The organism is Plantibacter sp. ME-Dv--P-122b, from assembly GCF_030209375.1.
Lineage (GTDB): Bacteria > Actinomycetota > Actinomycetes > Actinomycetales > Microbacteriaceae > Plantibacter.
The window spans coordinates 104578-127329 of record NZ_JARVSC010000001.1 but is presented as its reverse complement, the minus strand read 5'-3'; the positions used below and the strand labels follow the sequence as shown (position 1 = coordinate 127329).

At 70.7% G+C, this 22752-nt stretch carries 29 protein-coding genes; 6 read left to right on the top strand and 23 right to left on the bottom strand.

The genetic code is table 11. From position 1 onward, the window contains the following. Nucleotides 1-72 precede the first annotated feature (72 nt). On the top strand, nt 73-873 hold the full coding sequence (locus QRN19_RS00700; protein ID WP_285024619.1) for an isocitrate lyase/PEP mutase family protein: 801 nt from the start codon (nt 73-75) through the stop codon (nt 871-873). Nucleotides 874-972: 99 nt separating this feature from the next. Here QRN19_RS00700 and QRN19_RS00695 read toward each other — a convergent pair whose 3' ends face one another. From QRN19_RS00695 to QRN19_RS00670, 6 genes are read right to left on the bottom strand one after another with little or no spacing between them, the layout of a single operon-like run. Continuing rightward, nucleotides 973-1839, bottom strand: coding sequence for a prenyltransferase (locus tag QRN19_RS00695; protein ID WP_285024618.1), 867 nt, complete (start codon nt 1837-1839; stop codon nt 973-975). Next, nucleotides 1836-2216 (bottom strand): lycopene cyclase, encoded by a 381-nt coding sequence (locus tag QRN19_RS00690; protein ID WP_202938893.1) that lies wholly within the window; start codon nt 2214-2216, stop codon nt 1836-1838. Before QRN19_RS00690 ends, QRN19_RS00695 begins: the two co-directional genes overlap by 4 nt. Continuing rightward, a complete protein-coding gene (locus QRN19_RS00685) occupies nt 2213-2566 on the bottom strand; it encodes a lycopene cyclase domain-containing protein (protein WP_285024617.1) in 354 nt (117 codons plus the stop codon). The genes QRN19_RS00690 and QRN19_RS00685 overlap by 4 nt, the downstream gene beginning before the upstream one ends. Beyond that, the gene (crtI, locus tag QRN19_RS00680; RefSeq protein WP_285024616.1) at nt 2566-4146 is read right to left on the bottom strand and encodes a phytoene desaturase family protein; all 1581 of its coding nucleotides are present in this window, start codon (nt 4144-4146) and stop codon (nt 2566-2568) included. The genes QRN19_RS00685 and crtI overlap by 1 nt, the downstream gene beginning before the upstream one ends. After that, nucleotides 4143-5111, bottom strand: coding sequence for a phytoene/squalene synthase family protein (locus QRN19_RS00675; protein ID WP_285024615.1), 969 nt, complete (start codon nt 5109-5111; stop codon nt 4143-4145). Before QRN19_RS00675 ends, crtI begins: the two co-directional genes overlap by 4 nt. Continuing rightward, entirely contained in the window at nt 5108-6181 is a 1074-nt protein-coding gene (locus tag QRN19_RS00670) for a polyprenyl synthetase family protein (RefSeq protein WP_285024614.1), read from the bottom strand. The genes QRN19_RS00675 and QRN19_RS00670 overlap by 4 nt, the downstream gene beginning before the upstream one ends. Before the next feature lie 85 nt (nt 6182-6266). Here QRN19_RS00670 and idi point away from each other — a divergent pair, with 85 nt between their 5' ends. Then, on the top strand, nt 6267-6812 hold the full coding sequence (gene idi / locus QRN19_RS00665; RefSeq protein WP_079704925.1) for an isopentenyl-diphosphate Delta-isomerase: 546 nt from the start codon (nt 6267-6269) through the stop codon (nt 6810-6812). 60 nt (nt 6813-6872) lie between these two features. Here idi and QRN19_RS00660 read toward each other — a convergent pair whose 3' ends face one another. Together QRN19_RS00660 and QRN19_RS00655 are read right to left on the bottom strand one after the other, a co-directional pair. Next, the gene (locus tag QRN19_RS00660) at nt 6873-7310 is read right to left on the bottom strand and encodes a YdeI/OmpD-associated family protein (protein WP_285024612.1); all 438 of its coding nucleotides are present in this window, start codon (nt 7308-7310) and stop codon (nt 6873-6875) included. Further along, a complete protein-coding gene (locus QRN19_RS00655; protein ID WP_285024611.1) occupies nt 7307-8257 on the bottom strand; it encodes an EamA family transporter in 951 nt (316 codons plus the stop codon). The genes QRN19_RS00660 and QRN19_RS00655 overlap by 4 nt, the downstream gene beginning before the upstream one ends. 45 nt (nt 8258-8302) lie before the next feature. Between QRN19_RS00655 and QRN19_RS00650 the strand changes: the two genes are divergently transcribed. After that, nucleotides 8303-8788 carry a MarR family winged helix-turn-helix transcriptional regulator gene (locus QRN19_RS00650; RefSeq protein WP_285024610.1) on the top strand — a complete coding sequence of 162 codons (486 nt, stop codon included), beginning with the start codon at nt 8303-8305 and terminating at the stop codon, nt 8786-8788. A gap of 31 nt (nt 8789-8819) precedes the next feature. On the opposite strand, the gene QRN19_RS00645 is transcribed toward QRN19_RS00650, so the two are convergent. Then, nucleotides 8820-9347 carry a hypothetical protein gene (locus QRN19_RS00645; RefSeq protein WP_071261813.1) on the bottom strand — a complete coding sequence of 176 codons (528 nt, stop codon included), beginning with the start codon at nt 9345-9347 and terminating at the stop codon, nt 8820-8822. 63 nt (nt 9348-9410) lie between these two features. Continuing rightward, on the bottom strand, nt 9411-10001 hold the full coding sequence (gene dcd, locus QRN19_RS00640) for a dCTP deaminase (RefSeq protein ID WP_056009122.1): 591 nt from the start codon (nt 9999-10001) through the stop codon (nt 9411-9413). A gap of 138 nt (nt 10002-10139) precedes the next feature. On the opposite strand from dcd, the gene QRN19_RS00635 reads away from it, so the two are divergent. After that, nucleotides 10140-10889, top strand: coding sequence for a type 1 glutamine amidotransferase (locus tag QRN19_RS00635; protein ID WP_285024608.1), 750 nt, complete (start codon nt 10140-10142; stop codon nt 10887-10889). A gap of 90 nt (nt 10890-10979) precedes the next feature. Here the strand turns inward: QRN19_RS00635 and QRN19_RS00630 are convergent, their stop codons facing one another. The 5 genes from QRN19_RS00630 to hxlB all read right to left on the bottom strand — a co-directional run bounded on the left by QRN19_RS00630 (nt 10980) and on the right by hxlB (nt 14881). Beyond that, nucleotides 10980-11144 carry a hypothetical protein gene (locus QRN19_RS00630; protein ID WP_162852292.1) on the bottom strand — a complete coding sequence of 55 codons (165 nt, stop codon included), beginning with the start codon at nt 11142-11144 and terminating at the stop codon, nt 10980-10982. Between the two features lie 341 nt (nt 11145-11485). After that, nucleotides 11486-11662 carry a hypothetical protein gene (locus QRN19_RS00625; protein WP_159453388.1) on the bottom strand — a complete coding sequence of 59 codons (177 nt, stop codon included), beginning with the start codon at nt 11660-11662 and terminating at the stop codon, nt 11486-11488. A 104-nt stretch (nt 11663-11766) separates the two neighbouring features. Then, nucleotides 11767-13302 (bottom strand): carboxylesterase/lipase family protein, encoded by a 1536-nt coding sequence (locus QRN19_RS00620; RefSeq protein WP_285024605.1) that lies wholly within the window; start codon nt 13300-13302, stop codon nt 11767-11769. A 270-nt stretch (nt 13303-13572) separates the two neighbouring features. Then, nucleotides 13573-14199 (bottom strand): 3-hexulose-6-phosphate synthase, encoded by a 627-nt coding sequence (hxlA, locus tag QRN19_RS00615; protein ID WP_064297125.1) that lies wholly within the window; start codon nt 14197-14199, stop codon nt 13573-13575. Between the two features lie 70 nt (nt 14200-14269). Beyond that, nucleotides 14270-14881, bottom strand: a complete 612-nt coding sequence (gene hxlB, locus QRN19_RS00610; protein ID WP_285024604.1) for a 6-phospho-3-hexuloisomerase — start codon at nt 14879-14881, stop codon at nt 14270-14272. A 101-nt stretch (nt 14882-14982) separates the two neighbouring features. On the opposite strand from hxlB, the gene QRN19_RS00605 reads away from it, so the two are divergent. Continuing rightward, nucleotides 14983-16272, top strand: a complete 1290-nt coding sequence (locus tag QRN19_RS00605; protein ID WP_285024603.1) for a helix-turn-helix transcriptional regulator — start codon at nt 14983-14985, stop codon at nt 16270-16272. Between the two features lie 39 nt (nt 16273-16311). On the opposite strand, the gene QRN19_RS00600 is transcribed toward QRN19_RS00605, so the two are convergent. From QRN19_RS00600 to QRN19_RS00570, 7 genes are all read right to left on the bottom strand, one after another. Next, nucleotides 16312-16905, bottom strand: a complete 594-nt coding sequence (locus QRN19_RS00600; protein ID WP_175117067.1) for a short chain dehydrogenase — start codon at nt 16903-16905, stop codon at nt 16312-16314. A 38-nt stretch (nt 16906-16943) separates the two neighbouring features. After that, nucleotides 16944-17597 (bottom strand): hypothetical protein, encoded by a 654-nt coding sequence (locus tag QRN19_RS00595; RefSeq protein ID WP_285024600.1) that lies wholly within the window; start codon nt 17595-17597, stop codon nt 16944-16946. After that, complete coding sequence (locus tag QRN19_RS00590) at nt 17594-18355, bottom strand: hypothetical protein (protein WP_285024598.1); 762 nt, start codon at nt 18353-18355, stop codon at nt 17594-17596. The genes QRN19_RS00595 and QRN19_RS00590 overlap by 4 nt, the downstream gene beginning before the upstream one ends. Further along, nucleotides 18352-18729 carry a PadR family transcriptional regulator gene (locus QRN19_RS00585; protein ID WP_285024597.1) on the bottom strand — a complete coding sequence of 126 codons (378 nt, stop codon included), beginning with the start codon at nt 18727-18729 and terminating at the stop codon, nt 18352-18354. The genes QRN19_RS00590 and QRN19_RS00585 overlap by 4 nt, the downstream gene beginning before the upstream one ends. Before the next feature lie 69 nt (nt 18730-18798). Further along, nucleotides 18799-19410 (bottom strand): DUF1349 domain-containing protein, encoded by a 612-nt coding sequence (locus QRN19_RS00580; protein ID WP_285024596.1) that lies wholly within the window; start codon nt 19408-19410, stop codon nt 18799-18801. A gap of 84 nt (nt 19411-19494) precedes the next feature. Next, entirely contained in the window at nt 19495-20154 is a 660-nt protein-coding gene (locus QRN19_RS00575) for an IMPACT family protein (RefSeq protein ID WP_285024595.1), read from the bottom strand. Between the two features lie 43 nt (nt 20155-20197). Further along, nucleotides 20198-21076 carry a CPBP family intramembrane glutamic endopeptidase gene (locus tag QRN19_RS00570; RefSeq protein ID WP_285024593.1) on the bottom strand — a complete coding sequence of 293 codons (879 nt, stop codon included), beginning with the start codon at nt 21074-21076 and terminating at the stop codon, nt 20198-20200. Between the two features lie 138 nt (nt 21077-21214). Here QRN19_RS00570 and QRN19_RS00565 point away from each other — a divergent pair, with 138 nt between their 5' ends. After that, nucleotides 21215-22090, top strand: a complete 876-nt coding sequence (locus QRN19_RS00565; protein WP_285024592.1) for an endonuclease domain-containing protein — start codon at nt 21215-21217, stop codon at nt 22088-22090. 59 nt (nt 22091-22149) lie between these two features. On the opposite strand, the gene QRN19_RS00560 is transcribed toward QRN19_RS00565, so the two are convergent. Next, complete coding sequence (locus tag QRN19_RS00560; protein WP_285024591.1) at nt 22150-22644, bottom strand: FBP domain-containing protein; 495 nt, start codon at nt 22642-22644, stop codon at nt 22150-22152. Between the last annotated feature and the right edge of the window lie 108 nt (nt 22645-22752).

Sequence of the window (22752 nt, the reverse complement as noted above, 5' to 3'; positions counted from 1 at the left end):
CCAACCCGAACGTTCCCTGAATTCTCGACGCTTGTCGGCTGGGCGTCGGCCGTCCGCTGGCAGACTGCGGACATGACTGATCAGCATGCCAAAGCCGTCCTCCTCAACTCCCTCCACGAGCCGGGTTCCCCGCTCGTCGTCACCAACGTCTGGGACGCCATCACCGCGAAAGTCGTCTCCGAGGCCCCCGGCGTCGTCGCCCTCGCCTCGGCGAGCCACTCGGTGTCGAACGTCCGCGGGCTCGAAGACGGCGGTGGCCTCGACGTCGATGAGGCGATCGCCGCCGCGAAGATCATCGTGGGCGCCGTCGACCTGCCGGTGACCATCGACTTCGAGAAGGGCTACGCGTCCGACGCGGCCGGCGTTCGCGAGAACGTCCGCCGCCTCATCGTCGAGTCGGGTGCCGTCGGCATCAACCTCGAGGACTCCGTCGGTGCCGCGAAGGCCCCGCAGTTCCCGATCGAGGAGGCCGCGGCCCGTGTCGCCGCCGCTCGCGCCGGAGCGGAGGACGCGGGCATCCCCCTCGTCATCAACGCCCGGGTCGACACGCTCGCCGGCGACCCCGAGGCGTGGGACGAGGCCGTCGCGCGCGCCAACGCCTACCTCGAGGCCGGTGCGGACGTCGTCTTCTTCCTCGGACTCGGTACGGAGGAGCTCGTCGCCAAGGCGATCGAGCAGGTGCACGGACGCATCTCCGTGATCGGCTACCCCGGCGCGGTCCCGCTGAAGCGCCTGGCCGAACTCGGCGTCTCACGCGTCAGCTTCGGCCCCGGCACGCTCGGCCTGACGCTCGCCGCCCTCCAGCGCGCGGCGACCGGCCTCACCGAGCTCGGCGAATACCCCGAGGACCTCGGCTTCTCCTTCGAGCTCTGATGCTCGACTGACGACCCTGTCTCAGGAGGATCCGGGCGTGGCGCCGCGCAACGCGGGCGGCGCGCCCGGGGACTCCTGAGACAGGGCCGCGGGTTCCGGTCAGGACGTCAGGAACCAGTACCAGATGATGAGCATCGTGATGAGGAAGCCCGTCAGGAAGTTGAGGCGGAGGAACCGCTTCCAGCCCGCGTTGGCCCGCTCGGCGTCCTCCTCGCGGAGGTTCCAGAACGGCAGCACACTCGCGGCGTAGGGCAGCGCGAGCAGGCCCGCCAACGGGATCGGCCACGGGGTCACGAGCATCAGCGCGCCGCCGGCCAGGTAGGCGACGAAGGCGAACCGGACGGTCGCCGCGGCACCGATGACCGTCGCGATCGACCCGATCCCGCCCTCCCGGTCGGCGATGATGTCCTGCACCGCACCGAAGGCGTGGCTGGCGATCCCCCAGAGGAAGTAACCGACGAGCAGCGCCCAGAGCGCCGGGGTGAAGACCGCACCGGCGAGGACGAGGCCGTAGACCGCCGGGCTCACGAAGTGCGTGCTCGAGGTGAGCGAGTCGATGAACGGCCGCTCCTTGAACCGCAGGCCGGGCGCACTGTACGCGATGAGCGCGAACACGCTGATCGCGAGGACGAGCCACGACAGCGGCGAGCCGACGACGACGAGGTAGACGAGGAACGGGACGTTCGTCACGATCGCCGCGAAGATCGTCAACCGGTGCATCCGGCGGTCCAGGACCGCGCCCTCGACGCCGCCCTTGCGCGGGTTCCGCAGGTCGGACTCGTAGTCGAAGACGTCGTTGATGCCGTACATCGCGAGGTTGTACGGGATGAGGAAGTACAGCGTCCCGAGCCAGAAGGTGAGGTCGAGCTCGCGCGTGGTCAGCAGGTACGCCGCTGCGAACGGGTACGCGGTGTTGATCCACGACAGCGGTCGGGAGGACAGCACGAGCTGGCCGAGTCGGTTCATGCCGGGTCCTCCTGGGACGGGGATGGGGAGACGGGAGCAGGGGTTCGGCGCTCGAGAAGCACCCAGAGGGACGGCAGCAGGACGGCCGCGGCGATGGCGTAGGCGAAGTCCTCGAGCGGTGCGATGCCGATGAAGGCGCCGGAGATCAGTGCCGGGTCGTAGCCGACGAGCCCGATGCCGATCATGATGTTGTCGAACAGCGCGGTCATGAGCAGGAGGACGACGAGCCCACCGCCCACCGCGAGCAGCCAGGTGCCCGCGGTCAGACCGGTGGAGCGCGATCCGCCTGCCCGACGTCGATCGAGCCGGACGACCGCGAGCAGGGCGACGACCGCCACCACGGCGAGGAACCATGCGTTGAGGGCCCAGTAGGTCATCGTCCGCTCACCTCGGCGGCGCCGGTCGCGCGACGGGACGACCGACCGAGTGTGTGTCGCGCCGCGCCGAACAGGTTCATCGTGAGGTAGCAGAGCAGCGTCAGGAAGAAGACCTCCTCGATCGGCAGCTCGGGCGCGACCTGGAGCCCGGTCATGAACGAGGTCTCACCGCGGAAGAAGATGCCGGTGCCGATACCGAGCAGATCCCACACGAGGAAGAACACGACGCCGATCGGCAAGATGATCGCGGCCCGTCGTCGGTCGGCCCAGAAGAAGAGCCGGAACCGCCGGTCGAGCAGGACCATCCCGGTGATCGAGACGAGCAGCGCCAGCAGGTACAGCAGACCCATCAGCCGGTCGCCTCGGAGCGCGCACGCAACGGCTCCGCCATCGGTCCGGTGGTGAGGTCGCCACGCATGCGCTTGACGACGAGCTCCGCGCTGATGAGGCACATCGGCAGGCCGATGCCCGGGATGGTGGAGCCACCGGTGTAGAACAGGCCGTCGACCTTCTTGCTGACGTTGCCGCTCCGGAACATCGCGCTCTGCGAGAGGATGTGCGCCGGCCCGAGGGCGGTGCCCTTCCAGACGTTGAGATCGGTCGCGAAATCGGCGGGTCCGACGTCGCGACGCACCACGATGCGCTCGGCGAGGTCGGGGACGCCGGCCCACTCGGCGATCTGCGCGATGGCGGCGTCGCCGATCTCCGCGACCCGGGTGTCTCCCCCGCCACCGATGGACGGATCCGCAGGGACCGGCACCAGGATGAACAGGTTCTCGTGGCCGTCGGGTGCGACGCCGGCATCGGTCGCGCTCGGGCGGCAGACGTACAGCGACGCGGGGTCGGGCACGCTCGTCTCCTCGCCGAAGATACGGCCGAAGTTGTCGCGCCAGTCGGCCGTGAAGAACAGGCTGTGGTGCAGGAGTTCCGGGAGCTCGCCGCGGACGCCGAGCATCACGAGCACAGCTCCCGGTCCGGCGGTGCGCTTCTCCCAGTACCCGGCCGGGTAGGTCTGGAGTTCGCGAGGCAGCAGCGTCGTCTCGGTGTGGTGCAGGTCGGCGGCGGACACGACCCGGTCGGCGCGGAGCAACTGCCGGCGACCGTCGGCGTCGAGGTAGTTGACGCCGTCGACCCTGGCGCGGCGCCCAGCGGGCATCGTGGTGATGCCGGTGACCTCGGCGCCCGTGATGATCTCCACACCCTCGGCGCGGGCGAGCTCGGCGATCGTCTCGATGATCCGCGAGAAGCCGCCCTGCGGGTAGAGCACGCCGTCCTCGAGGTCGAGGTAGCTCATGAGGTGGTACATGCTCGGCGCCTCGAACGGCGAGGAGCCGAGGAACACGGCCGGGTAGCCGAGGATCTGCTGCAGGCGGACGTCGGAGACGGTGCGCGCGGCCAGGGTGTCGAGGTCCTCCGTGAGGAGCTTCGCGAGCTTCGGCATCCGGGCGAGGACCTCACGACTCGCGAGGGTCCGGTACGACTCGAACGTCGTGTACAGGAAGCTCCGGATGGCGATCTCGTACGTCTCCTTCGCGCTGCGGAGGTACTCGTCCATCTTCGCGCCGGCACCGGGCTCGACCGACTCGAACAGGGCGAGGTTGCCGGCCCGGTCGGCGGCGAGGTCGAGGTGCCCGTCGCGGCCCTCCGAGTAGACGCGGTAGGCCGGGTCGAGACGCCCGAGGTCGAGCTGCTCGGCGGCGGAGGTGCCGAGGAGACGGTAGAAGTGGTCGAAGACCTCCGGCATGAGGTACCAGCTCGGGCCGGTGTCGAAGGTGAAGCCGTCCTGCTCCCAGGTGCCGGCGCGGCCGCCGAGCACCTCGCGTCGTTCGAGCAGCGTGACCCGCTGGCCGTCGCGGGCGAGGAGGGCTGCGGCGGCGAGACCGCTGATGCCGCCGCCGATGACGACGGTCCGGTGGTGGGAGGTGGTCATGACTGCGAACTCTCGTCGATCGTCGGGATGGAGGCGGTGGTGCCGGTCGTGGCCGGCGTGCGGCCGGCGAGCGCGCCGGCCGCGATGCGGAGCTTGACCGGGTCGGGCACCCGGACGCGCGTGCGGACGAGCGCCGAGGCGGGCGTCGTCCGGATGCGTCGGGCGAGTTCGGAGAAGAGCTCCTGGGCGAGCGCGACCGCGCGACGGCTCGACTTCGGCAGCCGCCCGAGGACCGCTGCCGAGCGGTCGAGATCGGCTTCGATGTCGTCGAGGAGACTGTGCTTCTGTGCCTCGGTCAGCTCGTCGACGGCGACACCCGGGAAGTAGCTGCGGCCGAGCTCGTCGTGGTCGGCCGAGAGGTCGCGGAGGAAGTTGACCTTCTGGAAGGCGGCACCGAGACTCCTGGCACCGACGACGAACGCGGCGCGCTGGGCGTCGTCGACGTCGTGGCCGCGGAGGAAGATCCGCAGGCACATGAGCCCGACGACCTCGGCTGAGCCGTACACGTAGTCGCGGAACGTCTCCGGGGTGTGGACGGTGCGCGAGAGGTCCGCACGCATGGACGCGAAGAACGGACGGGTGAGGTCGACCTCGATCCCCGCCGACCGCGCCGAGATGGCGAAGGCGTGGACGACGAGGTTGCTGCTGTACCCCGTCTCCATCGCGTCCTCGGTGTCCTGCTCGAGGGCGTCGAGCATGCGGAGGACCCGCTCAGGGTCGAGCCCGGCTGCCGCGGCCAGGCCGTCGACGATCTCGTCGGCGATGCGCACGAGCGCGTACACGTTCTCGACGTCCTGGCGGATGTCGCCACCCAGCAGCCTGGCCGCCAGGCCGAAGGACGTGGAGTACCGACGGATGACGATGCTGGCGGTCTCCTGCGCGACCCGGTCGTAGAGCTGTCGTGCGTCGCCGACCGCCGAAGCGTCATCGGCCGGTCGCGCGGTCCCGTCCCCTGCTGCGGTCATCGCGACCGCTCGAGCACGGTGGCGACGATGGGACGGAGCTCGTCGCGGAGTTGCGCCGGGATGCTCGGAGAGGCCAGCTGCTCCCAGGCGCGGTTGGCGTAGTCCCCGGCGAGCAGGGTCGCGTGCTGGCGGGCTCCCGTCGTCATGAGGACCTCGCGCAGGACGGCGGCACCCTCCTCGTCGAGGTCCGGGTCGCCGAAGAGGTGTTCGACGGCGTGCCACTCGGGCTGCTCCGCCGCGAACGCCACCATGACCGTCAACTTGCCCTCGCGGAGGTCGCCGATCGTCGTCTTGCCGGTCGTCTTCGAGTCGCCGAAGACCCCGAGGACGTCGTCGATGATCTGGTAGGCGATACCGATCTGCTGCCCGAAGGCTCCGAGCGCGTCGATCGTCGCCTCCGGAGCGCCGGCGAGGACGCCGCCCGACTGCAGGGGCGCCTCGAACGAGTAGTAGGCGGTCTTCAGACGCTCCATGCGGATGATGTCGTCGACCGTCGGGACGACGCCGCCGACCGTGAAGTCGACGTCGGCGAGCTCACCGGCCGCCGAGGCGGAGATGGCGTCGTCGAGGATCTCGCGCAGGCGGGTGCGGACCGAGTCGGCGCTCCCGGCGCGGTCGATCAGGCGGTAGGACGCGGACAGGGCGAGGTCGCCGGCGATGACGGCGACGGACATGCCGCGGTGCTCGGCGAGCGGCAGTGGGATGCCCGCGGTCTGCGCGATGTCGCGGTAGCTGCCGGAGACGTTGGGGCTGCCGCGCCGGACGAAGTCGCGGTCGATCACGTCGTCGTGGACGATCAGCGCGGTGTGCAGGAGTTCGTAGGCGGCGGCGACGTGAGCGGCCGCGACGATGTCCTCGCCGCCCAGCGCCTCGTAGGCCGTCATGACCATCCGCGGACGGAACCGCTTGCCGCCGGCCATGCTGCGCTCGATGGTCTCCCAGAGCCGCAGGTAGCCGGCGCCGCCGAACGACACCGCCTGCGTCTTCGCCAGTTCGAGGAAACGCTCGAGGGCATCCTCGACCTGATGCTGTTGTCGATAGGGCACGTCGACGACGTGGTGGGTCTCCATATCACGAGGCTACTTCACGGAGCGGTGGGATTAGTACGCTAGCTGTCCATTCGCGTTCACCCCGATCGTCGGGGAGAATGGACGCATGTCGGTACCCGAAGAACTCGTCGTCCTGCTCGCCGAGGACGGCACCCGCATCGGCACCACGCCGAAGGCGACCGTCCACACGCTGGAGACGCCACTCCACCTCGCGTTCTCCTGCCACGTGATCGGGCCCGACGGTCGCATCCTCGTGACCCGGCGCGCGCTCTCGAAGCTCACATGGCCGGGCGTCTGGACGAACTCGTTCTGCGGCCACCCCGGCCCGGACGAGGACAGCGTGGACGCCGTGCTGCGTCGGGCGAGTGCCGAGCTCGGCCTGCCGATCTCCGCACCGGAACTGGTGCTGCCCGACTTCCGGTATCGCGCCGTCGACGCCTCGGGTGTGGTCGAGTACGAGATCTGCCCGGTCTACGTCGCCTACACGGACGCGACGCCCGAGCCGAACCCCGACGAGGTCATGGAGTGGGCCTGGGCCGAGCCCGAATCGCTCCTGGCGTCCGTCGAGCAGGCGCCCTTCGCGTTCAGCCCTTGGCTGACGCTCCAGCTGCCGCTCGTCGTACCGCTTCTCGCGGAGTCCGCGGCCCGCTGAGGCGCCCGGATCTGCACGGATCGAGCCGGTTCCCGAACAGATTCAGGCGACTGAGCGAGCTCAGGCGCCGCGGAGCGCTTCGACGGCCGCGGCGATCCGCTTGTCGCGCGTCGCATCCGTCTTCGCCAGTGCGACCGGCTCGGCCAGCGCGCGCTGTCGGCTGAACGACAGGGCTCCGTAGGCGGCGAGCGCCTGCTCGTCTCCCGCGAGCGCCGTCTCGAGCTCGGGCGGCAGCGGGAACACGCGCGGTGCGTCGTCGACCTCGAGGTCCACCTCGACCTCGTCGCCTCCCGCGACCCCGGCAGCGGCGCGGTTGGCGGCACTCAACGCGATCAGGTACCTGCCGCCCATCGGGGTGATGGTGCTGCGGTAGGTGGTTGCTCCGACGGTGACGACGACAGGCACGCGCTTGCCCCGGTCCAGGCCCTCGACGACGGCATCGGGGACGAGGATCCCGGTGTTGTTGCCCTGGAGCTCGATGACGGTGCGGAATCTCATGCGCCCAGTATGACGCTGGGCCGTCTCGCGGTGAAGACCAGGATGAGGGAGCCGGCGACGACCGCGATCCCGATCACTTGTCCGAGGCTCAGCGCCTCGCCGAGGACCACGAGGCCTGCCAGCACGGCGACGACGGGACTCAGGAGGCCGAGGAACGACACCGACCCGACGGGGAGCGCGGCGATGCCTCGGAACCACAGGGCGTACCCGAGGGCAGTGCCGACGAGGGAGAGGTAGGCGTACCCACCGATCGCCGCGGCGTCCGGCGCGGCCGACGGGAGCCCCTCGACGACGAGCAGCACCGGCACGAGGACGAGACCGCCGGCGACGAGCTGCCAGGCGGTCAGCGCGAGGCCGGAGACCGGTGCGTCGCTGCCGGCGTTCGGGTCGAGGTCCGGGCTCGTGCGCCGGCGCGCGCCGATCCGGCGACCGACCTCCGGTCTCCCCCACCGCTTGCTCAGCACCGATCCGAGCGACATCGAGACCGCACCGGCGAGCGCGGCGACGACGCCGATCACATCGAGACGCGCGTCGGCCTGCAGCACGATGAGAGCGACGCCAGCCACTCCGGCGAACCCGGCGACGACGCGGCGCACGGTCAAGGCCTCCCCCACCAGCAGGCTCGCGAGCACGGCGACGAGCACGGGCCCGATCGCCCCCATGGTCGCGGCGACCCCGCCGGGCAGTCGGTAGGCGGCGAGGAAGAGGAAGGCGAAGAAGGCGCCGATGTTCAGCGTGCCGAGCACGAGCGACCGCCACCACCAGCCACCGACCGGCAGGGTTCGCGTGATCGCGAGGAGCAGCAGGCCCGCGGGCAGCGCCCGGAGCACGGCTGCCAGCAGCGGTCGTCCCGGCGGGAGCAGTTCGCTCGTGACGAGGTAGGTCGTCCCCCAGCTGATCGGGGCGATGGCGGTGACGGCGGCGATGCGGAGTTGATTGCTAAGCACTGAGCAAGAATAGCTCAGCGCTAAGCGAATTGCTACGCTGGCTGGATGAGCACGCGCGTCGACGACATCCTGAGCCAGTGGCGGACCGAGCGGCCCGACCTCGACGTCTCGCCCATGGCCGTCATCGGACGACTGTCACGGGCGGCGACGGCGGTGGACACACGCCTGTCCGCGACCTTCGCCGAGCACGGTCTCGACAGCGCCTCGTTCGATGTGCTCGCCACCCTGCTCCGCGCCGGCTCACCGCACGAACTCGCGCCGAAGGACCTCGCCCACTGGTCGATGGTGACGTCGAGTGCGATCGCCCAGCGCGTGAACAAGCTCGTCGAGCGCGGTCTCGTGACGCGCCGTCCGAGCGAGCAGGACGGGCGCGGCACGGTCGTCGCCCTCACCCTTGCCGGCAAGCGCCTCGTCGAAGCGGCCCTGCCCGATCACCTCGCCGCCGAGGAGCGTGTCCTCGACGGCTTCTCCACGGCCGAGCGCGAGCAGCTGGCGTCGTTCCTGGAGCGCCTGGCGCGCACCGACCCCTGAGTGTCGCGGTGGAGGGTGGAGACGGAGCCACTCAGGCGATGCGGCGACCCTCGTTGTGCTCCTGCAGCCACCAGGTCACGCCCTCGTCGTCGGACACCCAGCTCTCCCAGGTGTACGAGTCCTCGGTGATGCCACTGAAGTTCCACCGGATGAGCTTGTCGTCGTTCCGCGTGCCGTCCTGGCGGATGCCGTCGGAGCGGTGCGGCGTCGCGACGAGCTGGCAGAACTCGCCGCGCCGTGGCTCGACGTAGTTCACGCGCCAGGCACCCATCAACCGGTCGTAGACGCGGAGCGCCGTGCTGACCGTCTCCCAGCCGGACGGTTCCGCGTCGTTCGCGACGAGCTGGACGTCCTGCACGGCCCGCCCCTCGAGGATGTACGACACGATCCAGCGGAAGTCGGACTCGACCCACTCGCCGCTCTCGTCGTCGAGCCGCTTCGAGTGGACGTCCCAGGACCCGACGAACTGCCCGAACCGGACCATGCGACGCGGGTAGAGCGGCGTCGGCCCGTCGGCGGTGATCGCGCGGGCGAAGTCGGGTCGCTCTGACGTGCTCATGGCGGGGCCTTTCTGCTGGTCCACCTGCTCGCCCGTCGTCGGGACGCCCGCCTCAGTCCTGCGTCAGCGCTGCGTCTCGCCGACGTCGGTCCGGTGGAAGTTCTGGAAGGAACGGGAGGCGGTGGGTCCACGCTGTCCCTGATACCTGGAACTGTACTCGCTCGACCCGTACGGGCGCTCGGCCGGTGACGTGAGCCGGAAGAAGCACATCTGACCGATCTTCATCCCCGGCCAGAGCTTGATCGGCAGCGTCGCGACGTTGCTGAGCTCGAGGGTGACGTGACCCGTGAAGCCCGGGTCGATGAAGCCGGCGGTGGAGTGCGTGAGCAGACCGAGACGGCCGAGCGAGCTCTTGCCCTCGAGGCGGGCGGCGACGTCGTCCGGGAGGGAGACCCGCTCGTACGTGGACCCGAGGACGAACTCGCCGGGGTGCAGGATGAACGGCTCGTTCGGCAGCGTCTCGATGAGGCGCGTCAGCTCGGGCTGATCCTCCGCGGGGTCGATGAAGGGGTACTTGTGGTTGTCGAAGAGGCGGAAGAAGCGATCGAGGCGCACGTCGATGGACGACGGCTGGATCATCTCCGGCGAGTAGGGGTCGAGCGCGATGCGGGAGGCGTCGAGTTCGGCTTTGATGTCACGGTCCGAGAGCAGCACGGTGACAGTGTATCGGCCGGGAGCCCGAAGCCTCGGGCCGGTGACGACGCCCGGATTCGCTACGATGCTCGCACGGCGCGGACCTCCGCGACCCGGCGGAGACCGGTCGCGCCGCCCCGGCGACCTGGAGGCCTTTCGATGACCAGACCGCACGTCCTCGTCCTGCAGCACGTGCCATGGGAGCAGCCTGCGGTGCTCGGCGAGGTGCTCACGGCGTCGGGCATCGACTGGACGCTCGACACCATCGTCGAGCGTCGTGAGCTGCCGCCGGCGCGCGAGATCACCGGATTCGACGGGTTCGTCCTCCTCGGCGGCCCGATGGGCGCGCTCGACGTGGAGGAGCACCCGGGTCTCGGGCTCGAAGCGCAGCTCGTGCGCGATGCGGCCGTGCTCGGCATCCCGGTGTTCGGAGTCTGTCTCGGGCATCAGCTCATCGCGACGGCCCTCGGCGCCACACTCCACTCGGCGGCCGCGCATGAAGTGGGCGTCGGCGACGTCGAGCTCCTGACCGAGAGCGAACTCGGCATGCGTGGCGAGCGGCTGCCGGTGCTGCACTGGCATGGGGACGTCGTCGAGGCTCCGTACGGGGCGACGGTCCTCGCGTCGTCGCCGTCGACGCCGAACCAGGCGTTCCGGATCGAGGATCGGGTCTTCGCGACGCAGTTCCACCTCGAGGTCGACCCGCCGATGCTCGACCGGTGGCTCGCGGAACCGCTCATGCTCCGCGATCTGCCGTTCATCGCGGGGACCGCGGAGGAGGCGGCCGACCGGTTGCGGTCCGAGGTCGCCGCGGTGGCGGGGCCGATGCGGGAGGCCGGCGAGCGGTTGTTCGGGGCGTTCGCCGACGCGGTGCTTCGGCGGACGAGCGTCGACCCGTCCCTGCGGTAGGACTCGGATCGCGCCCGCACGCGCCACCCCGGACACAGCGAAGCGGCCGGCCCCAGGAGGGACCGACCGCTTCGTGAACTCGGATTTGAGCTAGAGTGCCTTGCGACCCGTGATCGTCCTGATCAAGAACGCGATGATCGCGATCGCGAGCAGCACGAGGCCGACCCACAGCAGGAAGTTGAGGGACTGGACGAACCCACCGGTGATGGCGAGAACGATGGCAACGACGATGACGATGATGAGCAGGATGTTCATGGTGAAGCTCCTTTCGCAGAACTCCGTCCACCGTATGGGGGCATGACCATTCCGTCCCGGGGGTTGACATCGCTCGAAGTCGTTCCGCTACGCGCGCGGAGCGCCCCCGCGTTGCACACCTCCGCCCCGGGTTGCGCCAGCGCGGTGCGCTGACGCGAGCGCGGGGCACACGCGTGAGCGCGGGTCTCCGGAGGGTCGCGCTCACGCGCACGCCCCGCGCTCAGGCCTGATCCCGGGGGTTCGGACCAGCGCACCGCGCCGGCACCGGATCAGCACCTCTCGGGTGGCAGCACCGCGCTGACCAGGGATTCCCGAGCAGCGGGCCGGCCCGGCGAGCCGCGTTAGAGGAGACCCGGCTGGTCGGCGGGGTCGCCGTCGCCGGGCTCGGAGCCCGGGTCGTCGACCGTCGGCGCCGCCATCGGATCGTCACTCTCGGGAGCGTTGTCGGGCAGCGCTCGGGAGATCGCCTCCTGCGCATCGCCGATCGGGTCGTCCATCTCGTCTCGTGGGTCGCTCATGCTGATTCCTTTCCTCGTGTCCCGACGGTAACGCGGGACGCCTCACAGCCACACCCCCTGGCACAACGGCCCGGTTCGTCCTACGTGCCGAGGGCGCGAGTCCCTCAGACCGGTGTCGACGCCGCACCCGACGCCGCTTCCGCGAATCGCTTCGCCGCTGCGAGCACGCGTGCGCTCGCGAACGGCTCGACCGTCGGCGCCCCGGCCGCGTCGAACACCTCGATCCCGGAGGCGTCGCGATCGGACCGCGACCAACCCGGCGACCCGTCTCGGACGAACCCCACGACCGCACCGTGGATCCGATCCGCGAGCTCCTGTGGCGCGTGCGGGCCCGCCACCCGGGTGACGTCCGGGTCGTCGATCACGTCGAAGATGAACGGGACGTCGAGACAGTGCTCCGCGATCCCGCTCACCGCCGAGGGCCACACGAAGTCGGAGACCCACGTCTCGGCGTCATCCCGCAGCGCCAGCCAGCGGATGACGCGCTCCCGGAACATGACGTCGCTCACGAAGCGCCCCGCGACGAGTCCAGTGCGTTCGCCGGGCTGGGTCGCGACGTACGCCTCGCCGAGCGATTCCGGCACGCCCATGAGTTCCAGGGCACGCGTCGGCGCCACGACGTCGAACTCGTCGAGTCGACCGGTGAAGAACCCGGCGAACTCCTCTCGGGTCGCGCTGACGAGCAACGGCTTGTCAGCACCTCGTCCCGCGGTCATGCCGGCTTCGACGGTGTCGACGACCAACTCGCCGTCGACGACCGGCCCGAGGCCGAGGCGGCCGTTCATCGTCGTCATCCCGCGGAGCACGGACTCCGGGTCGGTCGCGCCGCCGGGGACGAGTTCGAACCGCTGAGCCTCGATCAGCGTGTCCTCCGCGATGCTCGCGAAGCCGACCAGGGTCGCGGGTACCCCGAGGTGCTCGGCGAGTCGCGCGGTCAGGGCCTGCGCCTCGTGGAGCGGGACGTCGCCGGGGACGCCGGACACGGAGATCGCCCGGTGGAACAGGTGCCTGGCGGACGGGACCGTGAGCAGGGTCATGACCGACCCGCCGCCCGCGGACTGGCCCGCGATCGTCACGCGCTGCGGGTCGCCGCCGAATGACGCGATGTGGTCGCGCACCCACTCGAGGGCGAGGATCCAGTCGAGGACGCCGCGGTTGGCGGGGGCGTCGGGCAGCCAGCCGAACCCGTCGAAGCCGAGGCGGTAGGACACGGAGACCGTGACGACGCCGTCGCGGTTGAAGGCCCGGCCGTCGTACCAGGGGCTCGCGGGCGACCCGGCGATGAAGCCGCCGCCGTGGATCCAGACGAGGACGGGCAGTCCTGCACCCTCGGACGGAGGCGTCGGGTCGGGCGTGAAGACGTTGACGTTGAGCGTCGAGTCGCCGGGGATCGACGGTTCCGGGATGGTCGTGATCTCGGCCAGGGCCTTCCGCTGCGGTGTCGCGCCGTAGACGGTCGCGTCGAGGACGCCGTCCCAGGGCGCCTTGGGCTCGGGGGCCTGGAACCGTCTCGCTCCGGTCGGCGGCTCGGCGAATGGGATGCCGAGGAAGGCGACCGATCCGTCGGCTCGGCGCGTCCCGCGGACCGCTCCCGAGGTCGTCTGTGCAATGGGCTGCTCTGGGCTGGAATCGGTCGTCATCGGCGGATCCTCCGGGTGCTCGGCTGCGCGCTCATCCGACGAGCGTCGCGTGGTGATCCGCCCAGTATGCCGCGTCACGCCCGAATCCCGTCCGATGTTCGGGCTTCGCCCGGCCAACCCACCCGATGCGCCAGCGCGGTGCGCCGACCCGAGCGCGCCCCGGAGGCGTGAGCGCGGGCCTCTGGAGACCCGCGCTCACGTCCGATGCACCGCGCTCACGTCAGCGCACCGCGCTGGCCAATCCGACGGGTGCGGGGTTGGCGGGCGGGGTTAGGCGACGATGGCCGCGCGGAGGGCGGCTGCGGAGGCCGCCGGGTCGTCGGCCGAGTAGATCGCGCCACCGGCGACCGCGACCTGCGCGCCCGCCTGCTGCACCGACGCGATCGTCGACACGTTCACGCCGCCGGCGACCGAGAACGGCACGGCGGCCGCTTCACCGTCGGACAGGAGCGTCTGGAAGGTGAAGCCCTCCTCGGCCTGCTCGTCGAGACCGGCGTGCATCTCGACGAACGCGGCACCGAGAGCGGTGACCTCCTTCGCGCGCTGCACCTTGTCGGCGACCCCGATGAGGTCGACGACGACGGACTTGCCGTGCGCCTTCGCGGCCTTCACTGCGCCGACGATCGTGCTGTCACCGGCGGTCCCGAGGACGGTGACGATGTCCGCACCGGCGGAGAAGGCGATGTCGGCTTCGAGCTCACCGGCATCCATCGTCTTGAGGTCGGCGAAGACGATCTTGTCGGGGTGGGCGTCCTTGACCGCGGTGACGGCACGCAGGCCCTCGCTCTTGATGAGGGGCGTGCCGAGCTCGAGGATGTCGACGTAGGGGGCGACCTTCCCGGCGAGTTCGAGGGCTGCCTCGGTGGTGAGGACGTCCATGGCTACCTGGAGCTTCATGTGGTGCTGCTTTCTGTCGTGATGGGATGCGTCCGACGTCTGCCGGGCGCGTTGGAAGGGATCGGGGGGACTACTCGAGGTTCGCGTGGCGCGGCCACAGCTCCTCGGCGCTGACCCCGGTGGACTGCCAGAGCGCGTGGAAGAACGCGTCGCCGAGCAGCATGACCGCCTGCTCGAAGAGACTCCCGGAGTACTGCACGGAACGCGTGCCGCCATGGTCGGTCTTCTGCGCGGCGGGGACGACGATCGTCTCGGCGGCCAACTCGGCGAGCGGGGATGCGGGGTCGGTCGTGATGGCGATCACCTGAGCCCCGACGGAGACGGCCGTGTCCACGGCGCGCACCACACCTGTCGTCGTACCCGAGCCGCTGGCGACGAGCAGGACGTCGCCCGAGGTGATGGCGGGCGTCGTCGTCTCGCCGACGACGTGCACGGTGAGTCCGAGGTGCATGAGGCGCATGGCGGTCATCCGGAGCGCGAGACCGGACCGACCGGCGCCGGACACGAACACGCGGTCCGCCGTTCGCAGGCGGTCGAGTGCGCCGGCGAAGGGAGCCGGATCGGCCTCCAGCAGGCTCGACACGGTGCGATGGAGCTCGGCGTCGATCGCGGCGAGCGCTCCCTGGACCGTCGAGGTCGCAGGCGTCACCGACGTGGATGGAGGAACGGTGGGGTTCGACATCCCTCCATCCTGAGCATGATCGGGTAGGTACGCCGCTGCTCACCCGAACGGTTCCTCCTACCCGAACGGGTGGGCGCTAAGCAATGGGATAGGGTGCGGACATGATCGAACGCTCTGTCACCTACCCGGTCGAGTTGCTCGACGGCCTGGCCTCCGTCGCATCCAGCTCGCTGCTCCGCATCGCCGGTGCGTTCCGGGAGGTCCTCGAACCGGTCGTCGCCCATTCCGCACTCGTGATCTTCACCGAGGACTGCACCGGCCGCCCGCGGAAGAAGGCCGGCGACCCGGCGATCGTCGAGGGCATCACGATCGCCGAGCTCGACGCGGTCCGACAGCGCACCCCGCGCGGCCCGGTAACCACGGCACTCGCTGATGCCGGACCGCACGCCGGCCGGCCGACGTCGGCGGTGATCGCAGGCGCGGAACGTCCGATCGGGGCCTGGCTGGCCGACACCGGCGCCCTCCTCGTCCTGACCGACCCGCAGGGACCGATCGACGATCGGCTCGTCGGCGCCCTGTGGGAGGTCGTCGCGGCGGGCATCCGCCAGCAAGTGGCGACCGCGGCCCCAGACTACCTCCGCGACTCGCGGGCCGCCTCAAGTGAGCGGGCCGGCGCGATCGCGGAACTCACCGACGCGCATGCGACGACGCTGGAGTCGATCCTCGCGGTCACCCGGTCGCGCCAGACGTCGGCGGAGGACGCCCGAGCGGCGGTGACCGAGATCGCCTCGGCCGCCATGGTCGAGCTGCGGGCGGTGTCGGACCGCGACCGCCAGCTGGCCGAGGAACCGGTCGCCCGCGCCTTCGCGAGACTCCGTGAGGACCTCCGCCCGCTCGCCCGCTTCGGCGGCCCCGAGGTCCAGTTCATCGAGCCGCCCGTCGACGGTCGGGCCCTGCCCGGCGAGGTGGCGCACGCCGGACGGGCGATCGTCCGCGGCACGGTCCTCGCGCTCGTCGAGCAGTCCTCGGTCGGGCGGGTCCGGGTGCAGTGGGACTGCGACGGCAGCAACTTGCTCATCGGCATCCGCGACGACGGCCCCGGCGAGTTGACCGTCGACACTCCGAGCGTGCAGCAGCTCAGTGCTCGCGTCGCCGCCCTCCGCGGCAGTCTCGATGTCCAGGCGACGCCCGGGTGGGGCTCGGAGCTGCACGTGACGCTGCCGCTCGACCCGCCGCCCGCGACGCAGACCCGCGCAGACTCGGCCGCCGCGCTGACCGAGCGCGAGTGGAGCGTGGCCGAGCTGGCCGCCGGTGGAGCACGGAACCGGGCGATCGCCGAGACCCTCACCATCAGCGAGAACACCGTCAAGTTCCACATCGCGAACGTCCTGCGGAAGCTCGGCGTCGCGAGCCGCGTGGAGCTGGCAGCCGCCTTGGCCGCCAGCCGCTGAACCCGTCACCGCCTCCCCTCAGGAGCGTGTCGGGATGGCTCAGTCGAGCGCGAGCACCCGCCCGGTACCGACCCCCTCGACGGCACGCACGAACGCCAGGCCGACCACGTCGGACGCGACGGGCGGGAAGCCGGGGAACGCGTCGTGGTAGCCGGTGGCCTCGGCGAGCACGGTCGGGCTGACGGCGTTGATGCGGATGCCGCGCGGGAGTTCCGGGGCGGCACCGATGACGAAGGACTCGACCGCCCCGTTGGCCATCGAGGCCGCAGCACCCGTCGCGATCGGCTCGCGGGCGAGGATGCCCGTCGTGAGCGTGAAGGAGCCACCGTCGCGGACGAACGGGGTCCCGATCCGCACGACGTCGAGCTGGCTGAGCACCTTGCCGAGGAAGGCCGCGCGGTAGTCGTCGCGCGTCAGCTCTCCCACGGGCTTGAACGGGACCGATCCGACGGCGACGATCACCGCGTCGACCTCGCCCACCTCGGCGAACAGCGCCTCGATGGACGCCTCGTCGGTGGTGTCGACCGCAGGTGCCGTCGAGCGCGACACTGCGATCACCTCGTGACGCTCCGCGAGGGCGTCCTGAGCCGCTCGTCCGACATGTCCACTGGCACCGATCAACAGGATTCTCATGCGGGCGACGCTAGCACCGGCGTCGGACGCCGGCTCCGTCAGTTGGCGTCGTCCATCCCGGTGACGTGGACGGCGTAACCGTGGCACCCTGCACGAGTCCAGTCGTAGGCGTCGCCGAGCGGGGTGTCGCCGTACTCCGCCAACTCGGCCGCCGGGCCATCCTCCGAGAGGACCATCGTTGGCCGTTCGGGGTCGAGCAGCGCACGATTGTTCGTCCAGGCGTACCAGAATCCCTGATCAGCCATGCACTTCGCGATGATCTGCTGCTGTGCCTCCCAGATCCCGTTGTTCGCCTCACCCCACTCGTTGGTCGGCGGGATCACGATGGACGCCGGGTCGGTGGTCGCGTCGAACCAGCCGGCCGGCGTCTGCGAGTAGTCGACGCCGGCCGCCGGCGAGACGGGTTCGCCGGCGTCCGGCGTCGCTGCGGGATCCGCGGGCACCACGGGTTCGACGGGCGGGAGGTCGTCGAGCGACGCGGCGGCCTCGGCGGCCGCTTCGACGGACCGTGCGTCGTCAGCGGCCGCCTGGGCGTTCGACACCCCGATGAACACCCCGCCTGCCGCCACCGCGAGCACCCCGCTCATCGCGATGCCGAGCCCGATCCGTCGTCGGAGCGTTCCGGGGCTCCGGCGGACGGGTGCCGCCTCCTGCGCCGAGTCCGACCCGTCGTGGATCTCGTTCCCGCTCATGCCGTCTCCCCCTGCACCGACGCCGCTGCGTCCCGTTCCGTCGTTCGGCGACCCCCCGGCCACCACCACACCGCGGCTCCGATGAACCCGAGCGCGGCACCCACGCCGATGGCCACGCTCATCACCCACCACGGTTCGAGCCCGGCGCCGTGCGAGCTCAGGCGGGACACGATGAGCACGCCGGTGGCGCTGACGCGGTACATGATGTCGCCCGCGAGCACGCCGATGAGGACCGCTGCGGGCGCCAGGAGCCCCGCGCCGAGCCATCGACTGCGTCGCCGCAACGACAGCACGAGCCCGACCATGCCCAGGACCGCGGCGATCGCCACACCGAGCGCGCCCGCCGGGACCTCGACGACGTCGCCGATGACGAGCGCACGGAGGATGCGGACGAGGAGGAACAGCGCCGCTCCGGTGACCAGGATGCCGCCGGTCACCACGAGGGCTGCGAGGACGTCGCCGGCCCGCCGCATGCCGAGCGGCATCGGATCGACGCCGTGGCCCGCGCGCAACTGCCCGGAGCGCCACGAGAGGTCGTGCGGGATCCCGCGGATGGCCCGCAGCATGATGTCGCGCCGCAGCCGCTGCGGTGCGACGCCCGCCTCCTGGGCCCAGACGGCGTGCTCGTGCAGGTCGGACGCGATCTCGTCGCGACGCTCCCCGGCGACGTCGGGCGAGAGGTCGCGGGTGTACCACCCGCACCAGCTCAGGACCCGGTGGGCGGCCGTGCGGTACTCCGGCGTCCGGATGGCGGTCATGCGATCGCCCCCTGCGTCCACGCCGCACCCGCCGGCCTCGCCGCGGCGGTCTGCTCACCGGCGATCCTCGCGTGCTCCCGATCCCGAGCCGTCGCTCCTTCGCCCGTGATCCGGTACAGCCGTCGACGAGGGCGGCCCTCCGCTTCGGCGACCTCCGGGTCCTCCCAGGTCGCCTCGATCAGGCCGGCGTCCGCCATCCGCGACAGGGCCTTGTAGAGCGTGCCGTGCGCGGTGAGGGCGGCGTCCCCGGCTTCGGCGAGCTGCTTGGCGAGGGCGAACCCGTAGAAGCTCCCCTCGGTCGACTGGAGCACTGTGCCGACGTCGAGGATGTCGAGCTCGAGCGGGAAGAGCGTGCCGGGTCGTCTGCGTGCCATGAAGACACTATAGGAAGATAGGTTCCGATACGTCAACTCCGGATCCGCGGACGCGTCGACCGGCGGCGGTCAGCTGCCGTCGCGGAGGTCCGTCGGCGGTTCGGCCCCCAGAGCGATCTCGTCGAAGCGCGCCGTGCAGGGCGGCCCGGCGGGCGCCTGCGAGAGGAAGCCGATGCGCGCCGGAGCGTCGCTGTGCAGGCGGAAGACGCGGACGAAGTCCCACGTGACACCGTCCGTCGAGCTGTGGAACGCCCACGCCTCGCCGAGACGGCTGATGCGCATCCACACGTGGTCGGCCGTGACGGGCGTCGAGTTCACGTCGTCCGACCAGGTGTTCGTCACGACGCTCACCACCATCGCCTGACCCTGCGGCGACTGCTCGAAGCAGAGCTTGGCCCAGTGCTCATCGTCGATCCAGAGCGCGAGGGCCCCGGCGTCGAAGGTGCTGCGCTCGCCCACGACCGCGACCCGCGCCGAGAGCGTGAACCGTTGCGGTGCATCGAACACGAGGGCCGTCGCGCCGCGCTCCCGCCGTTCCTCGAGCGGGCTGTCGAACCAGTCGACCCGCGCCTCGGAAGTGAGCGTGAGCGCTCCGGCATCGGCGTCGAACGAGGCGATTCCGGGGGTCGAGGTCCAGGCGAGGTCGGGAAGCCCGTCGATGCGGGTCACGTCGGTGTGCATGGTCCGACCCTATCGGGACGTGTGTTCCCCTGAGCCGCCCGAATCTGCTCGGCATCCGGCTGATTCCTCGCAGATCCGGGCAGCTCAGCGAAGCGCCGGGACGTCGACGACCCGCTCCTCCCCCGTGACCACGGCGAGCGATCCGTTGGAGGCCGATGCGACGTCCGCCGCGAGCCGCCCCAGCTCCGCCGGTGGCACCCACAGCTCCAGCTCCGCCTGCGCCCCGTAGGCCGGGTCGCCGAGCGTCGCGCCGTGGGTGCCGGCCCAATCCCGCAGCAGGTTGTCGTACCGCCCGGCGTCGGCGTGCGGGACGACGAGCGTCGCGCGGGTCAGGGTCTCGCGGCGCACGAGCGAGGCGAGGTCGAGGGTCTCCGAGGCCGCCGAGGAGTACGCCCGGACGAGCCCGCCCGCCCCGAGCTTGACGCCACCGAAATACCGCGTGACGACGACAACCACGTCGGTCAGTTCGCGCCGCCGGACGACCTCGAGGATCGGCATCCCGGCCGTGCCGGAGGGTTCACCGTCGTCGGAGGAGCGGGCCTGGTCGCCCAGCAGCCCGGTGACCATCGCGACACAGTGGTGTCGCGCGTCCCACGCCTGCTTCTTCACCCGCGCGATGACGGCTTCCGCGTCCTCCGGGGAGTCGACCGGATGCGCGAGGCCGAGGAAGCGCGACTTCTTGATCACGAGTTCGTGCTCGACCGGCGCGGCGATCGTCGCCGGGTACTGCCGCACGGTGGTCATCCGTCCGAGCGTACTCGGCCACTCCGCCGGAGGGGCCGGTCGGCTACGGCCGCAGCACGTCGTCGGCCGGGTGGGCCTGCACGTGGCCACGGACGAAGATCAGGCCGACCACGGCGACGAGCATGATGAGCAGATTGGCCGGACCGGCGATCGCCAGGAACACGCTCTGACCGGCGGCCGCTCCCGCGTGGTCGATCCCACCGGTCGAGAGGAAGAGCGTCGGGTCGTAGAGGCCGTGGACGAGGATCGGCCAGATGAGGTTGCCGGTCACGCGCAGCGTCAGGTACATGCACACGCCGAAGCCGAAGGTGTAGACGACGGTCACGAGCACGGTCACGAGCGGCTGACCCGACAGGAGGTTCGAGGCATGCAGCAGCGAGAAGACCAGCGAGGAGATCACCATGACGATCCACTCCGAGCTTCCCGCGTCACGCAGCATCTTCACGACGAGACCGCGGGTCAGGAGCTCCTCGGCGAAGCCCACGAACAACCCGGACACCATCGTGACCGCGATCACGGAACCCTGGTAGCTGCCGTAGTCGATGCCGAGCAGCCGCAGGACGACGGCGGCGAGGATCACGATCGGAGCGGCCCACATCCACCAGCGTCCGCGGATCGGCTGCTTCGCGAACAGCTCGCGGAACCAACCGACGGAGAGGACGAACGCGGCCAGGAGCAGGGAACCGACGATGAGCGGCAGCATGAGCCCGAAGAACACGCTCTGCGGCATCGCGAAGAGGTCCTCGCCGATCTGCGAGCCGAAGAGCCGCCCGACGGCCCATCCGGCCCCGAGGTACAGGGCGAGGTAGACGATGGCCAGCAGGAACGCCCGCCCGATGCCGCCCTTCGCCCAGAAGTCGTGCCATCCGCTGGTGGTGAGTGTCCGCTGACCTCGGTGCTCGTGACCTCTGTGCTCGCCCATGCGTCGATCCAACCACTCCGCCAGGCCGAGTCGCCCGGATCTGCGCGAAATCGGGCGGATTTCCTGCAGATCCGGGCGACTCAGTGGACCTGTGGAGAACGTGGACGGGGAACCACTCGGCGCAGGCACAGTGAAGGGATGCCAGCTGAGCTTCCGGACGGACCGTTCCCCGTCGGTGACGCGCTCCGCAGCAGCAGGACCCCCGGCGAACTCCGCAGTCGTCGGCTCGCGAAACCGGGTCACGGCATCCGGTCCACCCGCCCGGTGGAGACGGTCGAGGATCGTTGTCGTGCGTTCCTCCACCGCCTGTCCGACCGGGTCTTCGTCTGCGGTCCGACCGCTGCGCTCCTGCTCGGGCTGCCGCTCCCGTACCGGCTCTCCACTCCCGATCGCCTCGACCTCGCCGTGGCCGCGCCGGCCCGCGCTCCGCACGCCGCCGGGATCGCCGGCCGGTCGGTCACGATCGATGAAGCGGACGACGTGATCGTCCGCGGCGACATCAGGCTGACGAGTCCTGTTCGAACGTGGCTCGACCTGGCCGCGACGCTCCCGCTCGCCGATCTCGTCGCAACAGGCGACCACCTGCTTCGGACCGGTACCGCAGGCCTGGCCGAGCTGGAGGAGGCTGCAGTCCGCTATCCGAGTCGGCGCGGCCGTGGAGCCATCGCCGCCGCACTCCCGCTGCTCGATCACCGCGCGGAATCACCGCCCGAGTCCATCGTCCGCGTCGCGCTCGTCCGCGGAGGCGTCACCGGCTTCGAACCGAACCAGGAGATCCGGGCGGCGAACGGTTCGTTCCTCGCCCGCGCCGACCTCTGTCACCGTGCAGCGCGGATCGTCATCGAGTACCAGGGCGACTACCACCGGGTCGAGGTCGACCGGTGGCGCAAGGACCGTGCTCGCTCCAACCGCCTGCGCGCCGCGGGTTGGACGGTCATCGAGCTGACGGCCGACGATCTCCGTGACCTCCGCGCCGTCGTCGCCTCGGTGCGCGCCGCCCTCACCGGCCGCTGAGTCGCCCGAATCTGCGCGAAATCGGGCGGATTTCGTGCAGATCCGGGCGACTCAGGTGCTCAGCCGACGCCGTTCAGGACCGAGGAGGCGAAGGAGGCGGCACGGACGCTCAGCGTCGCGATCCGCTCCTGGCGGGCAGCCTCGGCGTCGAAGCCGACGTAGGCGAGCGGCGGCAGCTTCCGCACGTTGGCCGAGCACTGGAAGTCGGCGCAGACGAGCGTCCCGACGGTGTCGCCGTTCTTGCCTGCCTGTCCGGCCCGCTTCGCGCTGTAGAACACGACGTCGTTGCTGAGCGTGATGTCCTGGCACCATGCGCACTGCGGCCGGGTGCGGGGCATCGCGTCAGCCTGCCGGAGCAGGATGCCGACGGGTTCGCCGTCGACAATCGTGACCACATACGCGCGTCGCGGCAGCTTCTTGTCGCGCCACCCGAGGAAGTCACGCACCTCGAAGTCGATGGAATCGAGGTCGACGGGCAGGCTCACGTCACTGACCTCCTTGCGTGACGCGTTGACGAAGGAGGCTCGGATCTGGGATTCGTTCAGGGGGATCATGGGTTCACCGGTTTCGGCTGGGCCGTCGTGGCGACGGCGGAGAGACCCTCCGCGCGGCTGGGCGCTGCGGAGGGTACGTCAGGGTGCGCGGCCCCGTCGTCGTCGTCG